Raw genomic sequence first — 15,141 nt, forward strand, 5'->3', positions numbered from 1 at the left:
GAGAACCCATGCCTGCGACACCGTCCGTCCACCCCCGCCGAACCGCGGTCACAGCAGAGCCGGAAGACCCCCTGCCCCCACGGCTCGCCCACCTGCCCGCCCGGGACAAGCTGGAACGGCTGCTGAAAGTGGCCCGAGGGAAGAAGAAGGCCCTCATCCTCACCCACGACAACCCGGACCCCGACTCGCTGGCGGCCGCCGTCACGCTCGCCCACATCCTGGAGCGCCGGGCAGGCATGGAGGCCCGCGTCGGCTACGGGGGCATCATCGGCCGCGCGGAGAACGTGGCCTTCGTGCGGGTGCTGCGGCTGCCCGTCTCGCACGTCTCGCAGCTCGACTTCGACGCCTACGACTTCTTTGGCCTGGTGGACACGCAGCCGCCCGTGGGCAACCACTCGCTGCCCGCCCGGCTGCGCGCGGACGTGGTGATTGACCACCACCCGCTCCGGGACGAGAGCCTGCAGGCGCCCTTCGCGGACGTGGGCGGCGACTTCGGCGCCACCGCGACGATGCTGGTGGAGTACCTGCGCGCGGCCCGCCTGGAGCCCTCGGTGGACGTGGCCACCGCGCTCTTCTACGGAATCAAGGCGGACACGCGGGATTTGGGCCGCGAGACGACCCAGACGGACATCGACAGCTACCTGTGGCTCTTCCCGCGCTGCGACAAGCACCTGCTGGGGCAGATCGAACACCCCGAGCTGCCGGCGCGGTACTTCCAGCTCTTCCACACCTCCATCGAGCGGGCGAAGGTGTACGGCACCGCCATCATCACGGACCTGGAGGAAGTCTACTCCCCGGACATGGTGGCCGAGATCGCCGAGCGGATGATGTTCCTGGACGGCATGAAGTGGTCGCTGGCGTACGGCACCTTCCGCAACCAGCTCTTCGTCTCCCTGCGGGTGAAGGACCGGCGCATGAACGCGGGGCGGCTCATCCGCGAGGCCTGTGAGAGCTTCGGCGGCTCCTCGGGAGGCCACGGCAGCATGGCGGGCGCGCGCCTGCCCCTGTCGGGCAAGGCGAGCCAGCGCAAGGCGCTCAAGCGCGAGCTGGTGAACCGGTTCCTCAAGGCCTTCGGTGTCGCCGAGCAGCGGCCCGTGTCGCTGCTGGCCGCCCAGGACGCTTGATCTACTGGGACCACAACGCGGCCACGCCGCTGCTCCCCGAGGTGTCCCAGGCGCTCGCCCGGGCCTTCCTGGAGGGGGGCTCCGGCAACGCCTCCAGCATTCACCAGGCGGGCCGCGACGCCCGGCGGCGGCTGGATGGCGCGCGGGCCCGGGTGGCGAAGGTGCTGGGGTGCGAGCCCAAGGAGGTCTGCTTCACGGGCTCGGGCTCGGAGGCGGACGCGCTGGCGCTCAAGGGCGCCTTCGTGTCGCGGAAGGAGCCGCTGCGCCGCCGCATCGTCACCTCCGCCATCGAGCACCCGGCGGTGCTCGCCGCGCTGACGCAGCTGGAGAAGCAGGGCGCGGAGGTGGTGCGGCTGCGGCCGGGCGCGGACGGCCGTGTCCCGGCCGGGGCGCTGCTGGAGGCACTCACGCCCCAGACGGCGCTGTGCTCCTTGATGTGGGCCAACAACGAGACGGGCGTGGTGCAGCCCGTGCGGGAGGCCGCCCTCGCCTGCCGCCAGCGCGGCATCGTCTTCCACACGGACGCGGTCCAGGCCGCGGGCAAGCTCCCGGTGAGCCTGCGCGAGGTGGACGCGGACCTGCTCGCGCTCTCCGCCCACAAGTTCGGCGGCCCCGTCGGCGCAGGGGTGCTGGTGGTGCGCAAGGACGTGGACCTTCAGGCGCTCGTTCCCGGGCACCAGGAAGGAAGCCACCGGGGCGGCACGCAGAACGTGCCCTACGCGGAGGCCCTGGCCCTGGCGCTGGAGCTGTCCCAGGCCCGGCAGGAGGCTTCCAGCGCCCAGGTCGGCGCGCTGAGGGACTTCTTCGAGCGCGAAGTCCAGGCCCGCCTGCCCGGCGTCACCATCAACGGCGGCGGCGCGCCGCGCGTGCCCAACACCAGCAACCTGTTCTTCCACGGCGCGGACGGCGAGGCCCTGCTCATCGCGCTGGACCTGGAGGGCATCTGCGCCTCCTCGGGCTCGGCCTGTGCGTCGGGGACCCTCTCCCCTTCCCACGTCCTGCTCGCCATGGGGCTCACGCCCGCGCAGGCCCACGGCAGCCTGCGCTTCTCCCTGGGCCCGGGCACCACCCAGGAGGACGTGCAGCGGGTCGTGAAGGCGCTCGAAACGCACGTGCCCCGGGCGCGCGACATCGCCGCCCGGGACCTGGCCTGACCTTCCCGGAGGGCCTCAGTCGCTGGTGCCGAACAGGCCGCGGACGAGCGCGGCGATGGCCAGGGGCGTGCCCACGCGCTCGTCATAGTGGGGCGTGAGGGCCTGCGCGTACGCCTCCGCCGTGGGGAAGCGGTCCTCGGCGCGCTCGGCGAACCCCCGGGAGATGACCTCCTCCAGGGACTCGGGAATCTCGGGCCGCAGCGTGTGCAGGGGCCGGTAGCGCCGGTGGCGGATGTTGAAGAAGACCTCTTCGGGGGTGTTGCCCGTGAAGGGGCGCTCCAGGGTCAGCAGCTCGTAGAGCACCACGGTGGCGGCCCACAGGTCCGCCTCCGGCGTGACGTGGCCCTGCAGCGACTCGGGCGACAGGTAATAGGGCTTGCCGAGGACTTCCTCGCCATCGCGGGAGCCGTCGACGAACACCCGGGCCACGCCGAAGTCCCCCAGCTTGATCTCCCCCACCCGGGAGATGAACAGGTTGGACGGGGAGACATCACAGTGGACGATGCCCAGCGCATCCCCCCGGGGGCCGGTGGCGGTGTGCGCGTACGCGAGCGCATCCAGCAGCACCTTGCCCAGGTACACCGCGAAGTCCACCGGCAGGGGAATGCCCCGGTGCTTGCAGCGGCGCAGCACCTGGCCCAGGTCCCTGCCGTCCACCAGCTCCATCACGATGTAATAGGTGTTCTCGGCGATCCCCACATCCAGCACCTTGACGATGTTGGGGTGGTCCAGCTGCGTGGACAGGTCCGCCTCGCGGATGAAGAGCTCGACCGAGGCGGGATCCTTCACGAGCGACGGGAGCAGCCGCTTGAGGGCCACCTGCCACCCCTCGTAGCGGCCGGAGAGCACCTTCGCCCGGTACACCTCGGCCATGCCCCCCTTGCCGAGCTGCGCGAGCAGCTCGAAGTTGCCGAACACCTGGGCCGGGCGGGGCGTGGCGGGAGGAGTCACGGGTTGGGCGTTCCGGGGCCAGACGTTGTGCGGGAGGACGCGGCCTTCTCACTCGACCGCTTCACCAGCTCCTGGAACTCCCGGTCCCCGCCCAGCTGCGAGAGCAGGTCGGGATCCCCCTCGATGACGGTGTGCAGCGCGTAGCCCAGGTCGACCGTCTGCCGCAGCAGGCCCAGCGCCCGCTTCTTGTTGCCCATCTGGGCGTGGACACAGCCCAGCATGTAGAGGACATCCGGGTTCTTCGGCTGAAGCTGGAGCGCCCGCTCCAGGGACTTGAGCGCCGCGGGCATCTGCCCCTGCTTGAACTGGCTGGAGCCCAGCCCCAGGTACGCAGGCCAGCTCGGCTCGCTCTCCACGCTGCGCCGGAAGGCCTCGGCCGCCTCCTTATATTGCTTGTTCAGGTAGAGCCGCTCCCCCTTCTCCCGCTCGGCCCGGGCCTGCTCGAACTTCGGGGAGCCTCGCTTGCCTGCCAGCTCGGCGGCGAGCGTCGAGCCGGCCCCTCCCAGGGCCCCCCGCTCCGGGGGAATGGCTTGAAGGATGAAGCGCTTGTCCTTGAGCACGGGCGACTCGCACCCGCTGCGCAGCCGCACGTGGGCCACCAGGGTCTGGTCCTGCTCATTATAGAAGGCCAGGATGGGGTAGGCCTGCTCGGGCGCACATCCGTTGCCCGTCTGACAGACCTTGAGCCACCCCACGAGCACCCGGTCCTGGAAGGTGCCCTCCAGCACGGGGCCCTTGCCCACCTGGGAGCAGGTGCCACCACTCTGCGTCTGCACCCCCGAGACGTGCTCCCCCTCGGCCACCAGCTCGAACTGGCCATAGGGGTCTGCCCGGAAGAGGCCCGAGGCCAAGGGGGCGGCCGCGGCCAGCCCAGGCACCAGCAACAAGAAGGCCACGGCGAGGCCGGTTATAGAAGACACGGGGGCCATGGAGAGGGCGGACCGGGGCATCATAGGGGGGGCGAAACAGCGTTGTAAACGGACGCGGGACACCTTGACCTGGCCGGGTGCCGTCCTTATCATTTGTTCGGACCTTTCGAGGAAACTCCAGCAATTTCGAGGGCTTAAGAGACCTATTTCCAGGGTTGTACCAAGACTGTCCCCTGCGGGGCGCGTGATGCCCAGCAGAAATTCGAACCGATACGTCCATCACGGGGGCCGTTTCGGGTTCCATGAGCAAGCCCTCCCTCCTCACGGGGGATGAGGGAAGCCTACGGAGCCATGACTTCGGACCCCACCTGGCTTCTAGAGGGTTCAATGGACGCTGGGCACACGGCCATACGGCGGGGGACTTTTTCTGCGGAGCGGCAGGCGGTGAGCGAGACGGTGGCGGCAGAAGAGGCGGCGAAGAAGCAGTCCTTGCGCGAGGAGTTGACGGCACGGCGCAAGGCGATGACGCCAGACCTCATCGACGGGCGTGGGTTGAAGGTGCAGTCTCGGTTCCTGGCATCGCCGTACTATCAAAAGGCCAGGACGGTGGCGTTGTACGCGCCGATCCGAGGAGAGGTGCCGACGCGGGACATTCTGATCGCGGCGTTGCAAGACGAGAAGATCGTCTGCTACCCGCTGTCCCACGTGCATGGGCGCATTCTCTCCTTCCGGGCCATCAAGTCGGAAAGCGAGCTGGAACCGGGACGGTTGGGGGTGCGCGAGCCCACCAACTCCTCGGATCTGATTCCAGTGGACCAGATCGACTTGTTCGTGGTTCCGGGCCTGGGGTTCACCCGGGATGGCAAGCGGCTCGGCCGGGGCGGTGGCTACTATGACGCCACGCTCCGGGCGGCTTCCGCGCGCAGCCGCCGGGTGGGCCTGGGCTTCAATGACCAGGTCGTCTCGTGGCTGCCCGTGAACGGCGACGATGTGGACATGGACCTCATCGTCACCGAGAGCGAGTCGCTGCGCGGGCTCTACCGCGACTGGGACTTCCTGGACACGTAGCGCAGTCAGGGACACGAGGAGGAGGGATGGCGGGGCTTCCGGCCACGTCCCCTCCTCCCTCCGGAAGAGAAGGGTCTCGTTGCGGGGGCCGTTTCGGCTAAGGTCCCGCGCGCGATGACCCAGGATCTGCTGCGCAAGGCGACCCCAGAAGAGCAGTTCGAGGAAGTGACCCGTGGCACCGTGGACATCCAGGTGCCCGAGGAGCTCAAGAAGAAGCTCGAGCGCTCGTACCGCGAGGGCAAGCCGCTCACCATCAAGGTGGGCTTCGACCCGACGCGGCCGGACCTTCACCTGGGGCACTCGCTGCTGCTCACGCGCATGCGGCGCTTCCAGGAGTTCGGCCACACGGTGGTGTTCCTCATCGGCGACTTCACGGCGCTGATTGGAGACCCGTCCGGCAAGAACTCCACGCGTCCTCCCCTGTCGCGCGACGAAGTCAAGGCGAACGCGGAGACGTACAAGCAGCAGGTCTTCAAGGTGCTGGACGCACAGCGCACGGTGGTGCGCTTCAACTCCGAGTGGATCAACGCCCTGGGCACCGAGGGGATGATCCGCCTGGCCTCGGCCTACTCCGTCCAGCGCATGCTGGAGCGGGACGACTTCAAGAAGCGCTTCCGCGACAACCGCTCCATCGCGCTGCACGAGTTCCTGTACCCGCTGCTGCAGGGCTACGACTCGGTGGAGCTGAAGGCGGATGTGGAGCTGGGCGCGACAGACCAGCTCTTCAACCTGCTCGTGGGCCGCCAGCTCATGAAGGACCAGGGGCTGGAGCCTCAGGTCATCATGACCGGCCCCATCCTGGAGGGTCTGGACGCGAAGCTGGTGGACGGGAAGATCACCGGCGACAAGATGTCCAAGAGCCTGGACAACTACGTGGGCATCGACGAGCCGGCGGAGCAGATCTTCGGCAAGCTGATGAGCATCACGGACGACCTGATGTGGCGCTACTACGAGCTGCTCTCGTCCCGGTCGCTCAAGGAGATCCAGGCGCTGAAGGCCTCCGTGGAGTCGGGCCAGTCCCACCCGAAGGCCGCGAAGGTGGCGTTCGCGCAGGAGATCGCCTCCCGGTTCCAGGGCGATGAGGCGGGCCGCCGCGCCGCGGAGGACTTCGAGGCGCGCTTCAAGAACAAGCAGCTGGACACCGACAGCCTCCCGCTCGTGGAGGTCTCCCTGGAGGGGGCCACCAAGGTGCTGGTGACCAAGGTTCTTCCGGAGACGAAGCTCGTGGCCTCCGCCACCGAGGCCCGCAAGCTGATGGCCCAGGGCGGGGTGCGCATCGCGGGCGAGAAGGTGACGGATCCGAAGGCGGAGCTGGGGGCCGGCGAATACCTCGTCCAGGTGGGCAAGCTGAAGGCGGCCCGGCTCAAGCTGAGCTGACCGGGGGTGGGATGAATAAGCCAGCAGGCGAGCGGTCCAAGCTGGCAAGCCCCCCGGACAGGTGAGGGGCAAGGGATGTCCCAGGTATGCTGCCGAGCGCCATGCCCCGCTTCTTCGTCCTGCTGCTGGTGTCTCTCCCCTCCGCCGTCCTGGCCGGGGGGCCCGGAGCCTTCATCACCTCGGTCCGCGTGGAGGCGGTGGCCGAGCCGGAGTCGGCCCAGGCCCTCTTCACGGTCGAGCCGGACACCTCCTACCCCCTGCTCAAGAAGGGCGGGCCCGGGCGCAAGTGGTGCAAGCTGCGCGGCGCCACGGCCGAGGGTTGGGTGCTCTGCGATGCGGCCGAGGAGACCGCGGTCGCCGCGGCGCCCGGCGCGGTCGCGCTCGCCGAGGCGGACAAGACCCCAGAGCTGGGCGTTCTCTCCACGGCGGCCCCCGAGGCCTCCGGCTGCGCGGCGACGTGTGAGCAGGCCCGCCTCTTCCCGGAGCCTCCCGCCGTGTCGGAGGTGGACCGGGAGGTGCTCGCCCTGTGCCCCTCGCGGCCCGATGGCTCGGTGAGCGCGGAGGCCATTCAGCAGTTCTTCGCCAAGCACTATGAGGCCAAGGCGATCCAGCAGGCGCTGGCCGCGGCGGGCCGGACGTTGGAGGGCGCCGAGGCCCGGCAGGCCAACCTCGCGTGGCTCACGGGCCTCTGGACGGGCACCGGCCCGCGCAACGCCTTCACCTATGTCTTCTGTGGAGATGACTGGACGCGGGGGCTCATCGGCGGGCTCCACTTCCTGCCTCGCTACGCGCAGCTCGAGGCCGAGGGGAAGATCTGCTTCACCGGCCCCGCCCGCGGTGAGGAGGCGTTGAAGGGCGACAACTACCTCATCCAGTTCCGCGGCGTGGCGCCCTGGTCCTGTGGGGAGAAGAAGCTGGGCGGGTTCTCCCGCTCGCAAGGCGCGCTGAGCATCGCGGCCATTGGCGCGCAGGCCTTCGCGAACTGCTGCGCACGCGATGGGGCCAAGACCGAGGGCGGCGTCTACGCGGTGCCCGAGCTGGACGGCGCCACCTGGAAGATCCGCTGCGGCACACGCAACGGCACCTACGGCATCTCCTCGCTCTATCCCACCAGCGAAAGCCCCACCTGCGCCCAGCCGCAGGCCTCCCGCTAAACCCCGCTCAACACCGATGGGCTTGCCTTGGGCCCTCGCCAGCGCCATAATTTGGTCATGCGACCAATTTACCCGGGTGCCGCTGACATCGTCCGGGAGGCGGCGGACGTCCGGACGCCCCTGCCCTGCTTCCTGCTCCGGGGGGTGTTTTCCCGGAGCGAGTGCCTGGGCCTCATCCAGGAGGCGGAGCGCGTGGGCTTCCAGGCCACGGGCCGGGACTACCCCCCGTCCTACCGGGACAACGACCGTCAGGTGCACGACGACGCGGCGCTCGCGGACACGGTCTTCGCGCGCTTGAAGCCGTTTCTGCCCGAGCGGCTCGTGGATGCCGCCGGGGCCACGTGGCACCTCCGGGGCCTCAACCCGCGCTTCCGCTTCTGCCGCTACCGGGGAGGCCAGCGCTTCTCCATCCACCGGGATGGCGCCTATGCACCGAGCCCCCGGGTGCGCTCTCACCTGACGTGCATGCTCTACCTCAATGATGCCCAGGAGTTCTCGGGCGGGGCCACCCGCTACTACGCCGATCGCTCCGAGGAGGCCGAGCTGCTGGGCGCCGTCCGTCCCGAGGCGGGCACGCTGATCGTCTTCGACCACGCGCTCTGGCACGACGGCGAAGCGGTCTCCGCGGGCACCAAGTATGTCCTGCGGACCGATGTCCTCTATGAGCGCGAGGCCCCCGCGCACACGGACCTGGACGGCGTGCTCACGGGCCACCAGGGCTACGTCTGGAGCGTGCTGGCGCGCCGGGATGGACGCCTGGCCACCGCTTCGCGCGACGGCACCGTGCGGCTGTGGCGCGCCTCGGCGGGCCGCTGGGACTGCGATGCCGTGCTAACGGGCCACACCGCCTCGGCCGTCGCCCTGGCGGAGGACACCCAGGGCCGGCTCTGGAGCGCCTCGCGGGACCGGACGGTCCGCCGCTGGGAGACCGGCACCGCCCACGTCGTGGGCCGCCATGAGGGGGCCGTGCTGAGCCTGGCCGCCCTGGACGACGGGCGCGTGGCCAGCGGCGGGGCCGATGGGCGCATCCAGCTGTGGTCCTCGGACGGAAGTGCCCCAGACGTCCTCCAGGGGCATACGGGCTGGGTCTGGGCCCTGGCGGCCCTGCCGGGCGGGTGGCTGGCCTCGGCCTCCGAGGATGGGACGGTGCGCCTGTGGCGGACCTCCCGGCCCCACGAGGCCCCTTCCTCCGTCTCGGCCGGAGCGCCCGTCCGGGCCCTCGCCGTGCTGCCGGACGGGAGGCTTGTCTCAGGCCAGGCCACGGGGGAGCTGACCCTCTGGCAGCCCTCCTTCTCCCCCCACCCCACCCTTCAGGCCCTGCACACCCAGCGCGTCCACACGGGGACGGTGTGCGCCCTGGCCCCCGTGAGCGGCGGGCGGCTGGCCAGCGGCGGCGAGGATGACGGCATCCACCTCACCCGCCTGCCGGACTTCGCCCTCCTCTCCCGCCACGCCCACAAGGACTTCGTCCGGGGCCTGGCCGTGCTGCCCGGGGACCTGCTCGTGAGCGCCTCCTATGACACCACCGTGCGGCTGTGGCCCGTCGAAGGCCCTGGGGGCCTCCCCGCTTAGCGGCGGCTCAGGGCGCGGCGGGCGCGGGCGCCTTCAGGCGCAGGCCGACGAGGTACACCTCCATGCTGGCCCCGCGCGTGGCCTCGGGGCGCACCACCTTCACCTCGCCGTAGCTGGCGCGCACCTGCTCGCGGAACTCCTCGAAGTCGCCGCCCATGAAGAGCTTGGCCACGAAGCTCGAGCCGGGCCGGCCCCGCGTCACCGCCACCTCCAGCGCCTTGCCCGCGAGCCGCAGGCTGCGCGCCTCGTCCGTGGCCTTGATACCGCTCGTCTTGGGCGCCATGTCCGAGATGACCGCGTCGAGCGGCCCGTCGTACAGCGCCCGCAGCCGCGCATCGAAGTCGTCCGCCAGCACGTCCAGCACCGCCGTCGTCACGTTCTTCTGCGTGAACGGGCGGATGGCGACGATGTCCACGCCAATCACCCGGCCGGACAGGCCCACCGTGTCGGCCAGAATCTGCAGGAACCCGCCGGGGGCAGCGCCCAAGTCCAGCACCACCCCCCCTTTCTTCACGACCGGGAAGCGCCTTAAAATTTCGTCCACCTTGAAGGCAGACCTGGCGCGGAGCCCTTCTTGCTTGGCTTTCTGGAAATAGTGGTCCTTCGGTCGGTAGGGCTTGCCCATGGCTGGAGGGGTCCCTACCATCGGGCACTGTCTCCCGGAAAGATGGAGGCGGTGGTGGGTGTTCGGAACCCACGTCTTCAGCGCGCTGGGAGGGACGGCCATGGGTACGCGTAGCGTGGTGGTGGCAGTCAGCGTCGCCCTGTTGTCCGCCGGAGCCGCGGTCTACTGCTACAGCCGCGCCGAGGCCCTCCACTCCGAGGCCCGCTGGCTGCTGGAGCGCGGCAATGCCCAGGCCATCGAGTACGCCCAGCGCCTGGACAGCACCGTGGCCGACGAGCAGCTGAAGACGTTCTCCTCGCGGCGCTCGGTGATGGAGCGGGCGCACGTGTGGCAGCGCGGACAGATGCTCGGGGTGATGGGCGCGGCGCTCTCGCTGCTGGCCGCCTACATGCTCTTCCTGCTGCGGCGCCTGGACTCGCAGTTGGATGACGCCACGGGTGACGACTTCCAGACGCCCCTGCCGCCCAGCCCGCCTCCTCCCTCGAACTCCACCCCGGCGTTCGTCCCCAGCGCGCACCGCTGACCCCTCGCCGGGGCCTGCCCCGCGCTGGCAAGATGGTGCCCCCTCGGAGGTGCCATGCCCGGCTGCGGCCACTGCGGACGTCCGCTCGACATCATTGGAAACCAGGTAGGGCGGCGTGACACCTGCCCCCACTGCGGCGAGGAGGTGCGCGCGTGCCGCAACTGCCGCCACTTCGAGCCGTCGGCCTCCAAGCAGTGCAAGGAGCCCTTCGCGGACGTGCCGTCCGACAAGGACGGCGCCAACTTCTGTGAGTTCTTCCAGATTGGCGAGGGGGGCCTCCACGCCAAGGAGGACCGTGCGGAGCAGCTCTCCGCCGCGGAGGCCCTGTTCCGGAAGCGCTAGCCCTCCTTCTTCTTGAGCATCACCTCCCGGGCCGCATCCGGCACGGTCTCCGGTTCGTCCTTCACCAGGTAGGAGAACCGCTCGCGGAACGCCTCGGGCGTGAGCTTCACGGAGGCGGCGAGGCGGGCGAGCTCCTCGGGCTTGGCGAAGTCCTCGCGCTTGAGGCGGAGCATGAACCCGCGGGCGATTTGGTAGCGGTCCGAGTCCACGTCCACCAGCCGCACCCGGGGCAGGCCCGTGTCCGGGTTCTTCATCGTCTGGAACGAGAGCGGCTGGAACTGGCCGTTGATGATGGCCACCACCGCCTCGGTGCCGCCCTGGATGATGTAGCGGGCCGCGCAGTGCCCCAGGTCGCGCGTGTACTCCATGTCGAAGGGGATGGGGTCGGCGCAGCGCACCTCGTAGCCGATGTACTTGGGAATGAGCGTGGCCTTGAGGCCCAGCTCCGCGAGCCGGTCCTTCACGCCCTTCTCCAGCACCTCGCCCAGCTGGATGTCCGCCACGTGGAGGTTGCCCATGTGGTCCCTCGGCAGCTCCGTGTACCGGGCCAGGTCCTCCGGGATGATGCAGTCGGCGAGGCCCTCGGCCAGCAGCGCGATGCCATCCGGGCGCCCATAGGCCAGGCGCTTGATGACCGAGCCCGCGAGCGTGTCCACCACGGTGGCGAAGGGGACCTTCTTGCCGCGGAACTCCTCGGGGATGAGGGTGACGGTGGCGCCCACCGCCTTGCCAATGGACAGCGCCAGGTGGCCCGCCTTGCGGCCCTGGGCGACGACGAAGTACCAGCGCGAGGTGGTCTTCGCGTCCACCATCAGGTTCTTCACGATGTCCACGCCCACGTGGCGCGCGGTCTGGAACCCGAAGGTGCTCGTGTCGTGGGGCAAGTCGATGTCGTTGTCGATCGTCTTGGGCACGTGGACCACGCGGATCTTCCCCCGGGTCTTCTCCGAGATGATCTGCGCGAGCGTCGCGGTGCCATCCCCGCCGATGGTGATGAGCATGCCGATGTCCAGCCGCTCCATCGCGTCGATGGTGCGCTGAAGGTGCTCAGGGGAGCGGGTGGGATTGGCGCGGGAGATGCCGATGTACGAGCCGCCCCGGAAGTGGATGCGGCTGGTGTCCGCGATGGTGAGGGGCACCACGTGGGAGATGTCCCCCTCGGCGAGCCACTTGAACCCATCCTGGATGCCCAGCACCTCCACCCCGGAGAGACAGGCGCGGATAGTGGCGGCCCCGATGACACTGTTGATGCCTGGAGCGGGTCCTCCAGCGACGACGATGGCGAGCTTCTTCATGTCTTCTGCCTCGAATGGGTTCGCCGCATCCTGTCCCGGGCGGCCCCCCAAACTCAGCAGAAACCTGCGGTCCGGCCGGCAGAAAATCCAGGTGGACGATGTCGAGTACGACGACGCCAAGCCTCCCGCCCCCTCCATGGCGGCGCTCCAGTTCCGCCAATCAGGAGCGTTAGCCCTCCTCAAGCGCGCCAGCGCGCGTGTTACCCTTTGGGGCGGAGGTGGAGATGGACCCCCGCTTGATGTGGTGGAGCTTGCTGTCGTCTTGCCTGTTGGCATGTGCAGGCCTGCAATCAGGAGGCACTCCCCTCTTCATGGACGGTTACGACCGCAGTCCTGGTAGTTTCTGCGCGCTGAATCCCGAGGGCTGTCCCCCAGTGGGGGTGCCACCCGCTCAGAAACCGGAGCAAGACCTGGAGTCTCCAGCGAACAAAAGCGCATGTCTCGATGCCTGCGAAGCGGGCGGTGAAGCCCTTGAGAATTTCTGCAGGCGGCTTCGTACACCCAGGAAGCAGGCGCTGTGCTGGGGCGCAACCAAGGGATCCAAGGCTGCGTGTATAGGCATGTGCCACGCTATTTACCCATGATGGTTCACCTAGCCCACTTCACCCATGGGTGAGAAGAGTAACCATGAAAGACTGGCGCCCGAAGCTGACTGCGATCAATGACCCCATCGCGGACGATTACTGGTCGTACCGGACCGAGGATGGCGCCGAGCGAATCTCGCGTGTCACCATCGGACGGCCTGCATTGCTCGCGGATGGGACGAATTGGTACTGCCCGATGTACTTCGAGCACGTCACCCGAGGCATTGACTACGCCATGGGAGTGGGGCCAGTGGACGCACTGATGAACGCCATGTACTTCGTCCGCAGGCGCTTCTACGAGTTTGACGACGTGACGCCGCAGGCGAAACCCACCACGGCCTCCAAGCGTCCACGAGCCAAGAAGAGCCAGCCCTCCAGCCCAAAGCCAAGGAAGATTGCCCGTGCTCGCCGCACGTTCAAATGAACGCCGCGAGAAGGCCGCCCAGTGGTTTTGAGGGTGGCGCCCCTCGGATCTCAACAACCTCGCCTTCCTCTACTCTGACCAGGGGTTGTATGACTGGGCGGAGCCCCTCTACCAGCGGGCTCTGGCCATCCGCGAGGCCTCCCTCGGCAAGAACCATCCCGACGTCGCCGCCTCTCTCAACAACCTCGCCATCCTCTACTCTGACCAAGGGTTGTATCACCAGGCGGAGCCTCTTTTCCGGCGCTCGCTCACTCTCTGGGAGACGTCTCTCGGCAACAATCATCCCAACACCGCTCAATCTCTCAACGAGTTCGGAAAATTTCGTCTGGCCCAGCATCGCCTTTCTAACGCATTACCTCTCTTCTCCCGTTCCTTCTCTATCTCCGAGCGCCGCCTTCGCCATGAGGCTCTCAACTTCTCCGAGTCCCGCCTCTCCTCCTTCCTCTCTCACCTGCGCAACGACGAGCAATGGCTCTATTCTCTGCTACGCGCTCACCCCCAGGACGCTCGCGTTCAACGCCTCGCCCTCAGCGCCGCGCTCCTCCTCAAGGGTCGCTCCGTCTCGGAGACCGCTGCGATCTCTCGCACTCTCTACTTCAACCTGAATCTCGAAGATCGCGATGCTTTCGAGCGCCTCCGAGGCCTGCGCACTCAACTGGCCTCTCTCTCCTTAGCCCTTTGATTCGCAAACCTGGCACCTCTCCTGCCAAGAGCGCCAGCCACATGCGCTACCTGGCTCTGGTTCTCTTCCCGGCTGCTTCTATCCGCGCTGTCGACTTGGGCCCGGCTGCTCCCATTGACCAAGCCGTCTCTCGCCTTCGCAATGCGCTGGCTGACAAGGACGCCTCCTTCCAAACCGCTTCTGAGCAACTCTACCGAAGCACTTTTGGACCCCTGCGACCCCTGCTCAGCTCTACCCGCCGCATCTTCCTTTCCACCGATGGCCAGCTCAGCCTCATCCCCTTCGCTGCGCTCCACGATGGCCACGCCTTCATCCTGGACTCCTTCGACTTCTCCTACCTCACCTCCGGTACCTCACCTCCGGCCGTGAGTTGCTGCCTCGTCCCCTGGACAGCGCTCCCTCCTCTTCCGTCTTTGTCTTCGCCGACCCTGAATTCTCCTCTTCCTTCTCTCCGGCGCCTTCTGGCTCTCTTCCTTCCTCTCCCCCCTCCGACGCGCTGAAGCGCTTCTTCTCCCTACCTCCCTCCCACTTGGACAGAAGCGCCTGGGTTCCTCTTCCCGGCTCTCGTCTAGAAGCTCACGCCATTCAACGCCTGCTTCCTCAGGCTCAGCTCTTCCTCGGCCCAGACGCCTCCAAGCAGCGGCTGCTCAACCTCTCGACCCCGGGCGTTCTTCACTTGGCCACCCACGGCTTCTTCCTCGGCAATGCCTCCTCCTCACCATCCGAGTCTCGGGGCCTGGCCTTCGTCGATTCATTGGGCGGTGCTCCTCCTCCACAGCAAGAGCCTTTGCTCAACTCCGGCCTCGTCCTGGCGGGCGCTCTCTCCACGGCCTCGTCCTCCCCTCCCGCTCCCGAAGCCTCCCTCGTCACCGCCCTGGAACTGGCTGGGCTCAACCTCTGGAGCACTCAGCTCGTGGTCCTTTCCGCTTGCGATACAGGCCGCGGCGAAGTCCACCTCGGTCAGGGCGTCTATGGCCTTCGCCGGGCGCTCATGGCCGCTGGCGCTGAAACCCTCCTCATCAGTCTCTGGAAGGTCAATGACAGCTCCACTCACCTTCTCATGGACCTCTATTACCGCAACCTCTTGAAAGGCCTGGGCCGGGCCTCTGCACTGCGCCAGGCCATGCTCTCTCTGCGTACCACGCACCCCCATCCCCATGCCTGGGCTCCCTTCATCGCTCTGGGCAGCGATGCTCCCCTCCGTTCCATGACTCCTATTCCTCCTCAAACACCAAAACCGGCAGACTCGCACTGAAAGGCATCACAGGAGATTCGATTCTGGAGATGAAGGGCTCGCGGCTGTCCTGAGTTGGCCGCGAGCTGAGGCATCCCCTCATAAAAGTCCGAAGCACTCGCGGAAGACGGGGTGCTCGCAGACGAGCTGAGCGAAACGCTCC

Annotated in this window: 13 protein-coding genes, 1 other RNA gene and 1 pseudogene; 11 read left to right on the forward strand and 4 right to left on the reverse strand. The window is 68.2% G+C overall.

Features of this window, described 5'->3' with window-relative positions; translation table 11 throughout:
* Window positions 1-8 precede the first annotated feature (8 nt).
* Both KY661_RS34320 and KY661_RS34325 read left to right on the forward strand, forming a co-directional pair.
* The gene (locus tag KY661_RS34320; RefSeq protein WP_225414201.1) at window positions 9-1,124 is read left to right on the forward strand and encodes a DHH family phosphoesterase; all 1,116 of its coding nucleotides are present in this window, start codon (window positions 9-11) and stop codon (window positions 1,122-1,124) included.
* Window positions 1,121-2,278, forward strand: a complete 1,158-nt coding sequence (locus tag KY661_RS34325) for a cysteine desulfurase family protein (protein ID WP_225414202.1) — start codon at window positions 1,121-1,123, stop codon at window positions 2,276-2,278. The genes KY661_RS34320 and KY661_RS34325 overlap by 4 nt, the downstream gene beginning before the upstream one ends.
* Window positions 2,279-2,293: 15 nt before the next feature.
* On the opposite strand, the gene KY661_RS34330 is transcribed toward KY661_RS34325, so the two are convergent.
* Both KY661_RS34330 and KY661_RS34335 read right to left on the reverse strand, forming a co-directional pair.
* A complete protein-coding gene (locus KY661_RS34330) occupies window positions 2,294-3,229 on the reverse strand; it encodes a serine/threonine-protein kinase (protein ID WP_225414203.1) in 936 nt (311 codons plus the stop codon).
* Window positions 3,226-4,158: a tetratricopeptide repeat protein gene (locus KY661_RS34335; protein ID WP_225414204.1), complete on the reverse strand. Its 933-nt coding sequence runs from the start codon at window positions 4,156-4,158 to the stop codon at window positions 3,226-3,228. The genes KY661_RS34330 and KY661_RS34335 overlap by 4 nt, the downstream gene beginning before the upstream one ends.
* 167 nt (window positions 4,159-4,325) lie before the next feature.
* On the opposite strand from KY661_RS34335, the gene ssrS reads away from it, so the two are divergent.
* From ssrS to KY661_RS34355, 5 genes are all read left to right on the forward strand, one after another.
* Window positions 4,326-4,522: non-coding RNA, 6S RNA (gene ssrS, locus KY661_RS37930), on the forward strand.
* Between the two features lie 20 nt (window positions 4,523-4,542).
* Window positions 4,543-5,166 (forward strand): 5-formyltetrahydrofolate cyclo-ligase, encoded by a 624-nt coding sequence (locus KY661_RS34340; protein WP_075010806.1) that lies wholly within the window; start codon window positions 4,543-4,545, stop codon window positions 5,164-5,166.
* A 114-nt stretch (window positions 5,167-5,280) separates the two neighbouring features.
* On the forward strand, window positions 5,281-6,543 hold the full coding sequence (tyrS, locus tag KY661_RS34345) for a tyrosine--tRNA ligase (protein WP_225414205.1): 1,263 nt from the start codon (window positions 5,281-5,283) through the stop codon (window positions 6,541-6,543).
* A gap of 86 nt (window positions 6,544-6,629) precedes the next feature.
* Window positions 6,630-7,697, forward strand: coding sequence for an EndoU domain-containing protein (locus KY661_RS34350; protein ID WP_225414206.1), 1,068 nt, complete (start codon window positions 6,630-6,632; stop codon window positions 7,695-7,697).
* Between the two features lie 57 nt (window positions 7,698-7,754).
* Entirely contained in the window at window positions 7,755-9,269 is a 1,515-nt protein-coding gene (locus KY661_RS34355) for a 2OG-Fe(II) oxygenase (protein WP_225414207.1), read from the forward strand.
* A 7-nt stretch (window positions 9,270-9,276) separates the two neighbouring features.
* On the opposite strand, the gene KY661_RS34360 is transcribed toward KY661_RS34355, so the two are convergent.
* Window positions 9,277-9,915, reverse strand: a complete 639-nt coding sequence (locus KY661_RS34360; protein ID WP_225414208.1) for an RlmE family RNA methyltransferase — start codon at window positions 9,913-9,915, stop codon at window positions 9,277-9,279.
* A 79-nt stretch (window positions 9,916-9,994) separates the two neighbouring features.
* Between KY661_RS34360 and KY661_RS34365 the strand changes: the two genes are divergently transcribed.
* Window positions 9,995-10,417, forward strand: a complete 423-nt coding sequence (locus tag KY661_RS34365) for a hypothetical protein (RefSeq protein WP_075010821.1) — start codon at window positions 9,995-9,997, stop codon at window positions 10,415-10,417.
* A gap of 54 nt (window positions 10,418-10,471) precedes the next feature.
* Window positions 10,472-10,759, forward strand: coding sequence for a hypothetical protein (locus KY661_RS34370; RefSeq protein WP_225414209.1), 288 nt, complete (start codon window positions 10,472-10,474; stop codon window positions 10,757-10,759).
* On the opposite strand, the gene pfp is transcribed toward KY661_RS34370, so the two are convergent.
* Complete coding sequence (pfp, locus tag KY661_RS34375; protein WP_225414210.1) at window positions 10,756-12,054, reverse strand: diphosphate--fructose-6-phosphate 1-phosphotransferase; 1,299 nt, start codon at window positions 12,052-12,054, stop codon at window positions 10,756-10,758. The two genes, KY661_RS34370 and pfp, sit on opposite strands and share 4 nt — an antisense overlap.
* A gap of 627 nt (window positions 12,055-12,681) precedes the next feature.
* Here pfp and KY661_RS34380 point away from each other — a divergent pair.
* Together KY661_RS34380 and KY661_RS34385 are read left to right on the forward strand one after the other, a co-directional pair.
* Window positions 12,682-13,062, forward strand: coding sequence for a hypothetical protein (locus KY661_RS34380; RefSeq protein WP_225414211.1), 381 nt, complete (start codon window positions 12,682-12,684; stop codon window positions 13,060-13,062).
* Between the two features lie 43 nt (window positions 13,063-13,105).
* Window positions 13,106-14,999, forward strand: a pseudogene (locus KY661_RS34385) (CHAT domain-containing protein); the annotation flags it as partial.
* Between the last annotated feature and the right edge of the window lie 142 nt (window positions 15,000-15,141).

The organism is Allostigmatella hybrida (genome assembly GCF_020103775.1).
GTDB classification, from domain to species: domain Bacteria; phylum Myxococcota; class Myxococcia; order Myxococcales; family Myxococcaceae; genus Hyalangium; species Hyalangium aurantiaca.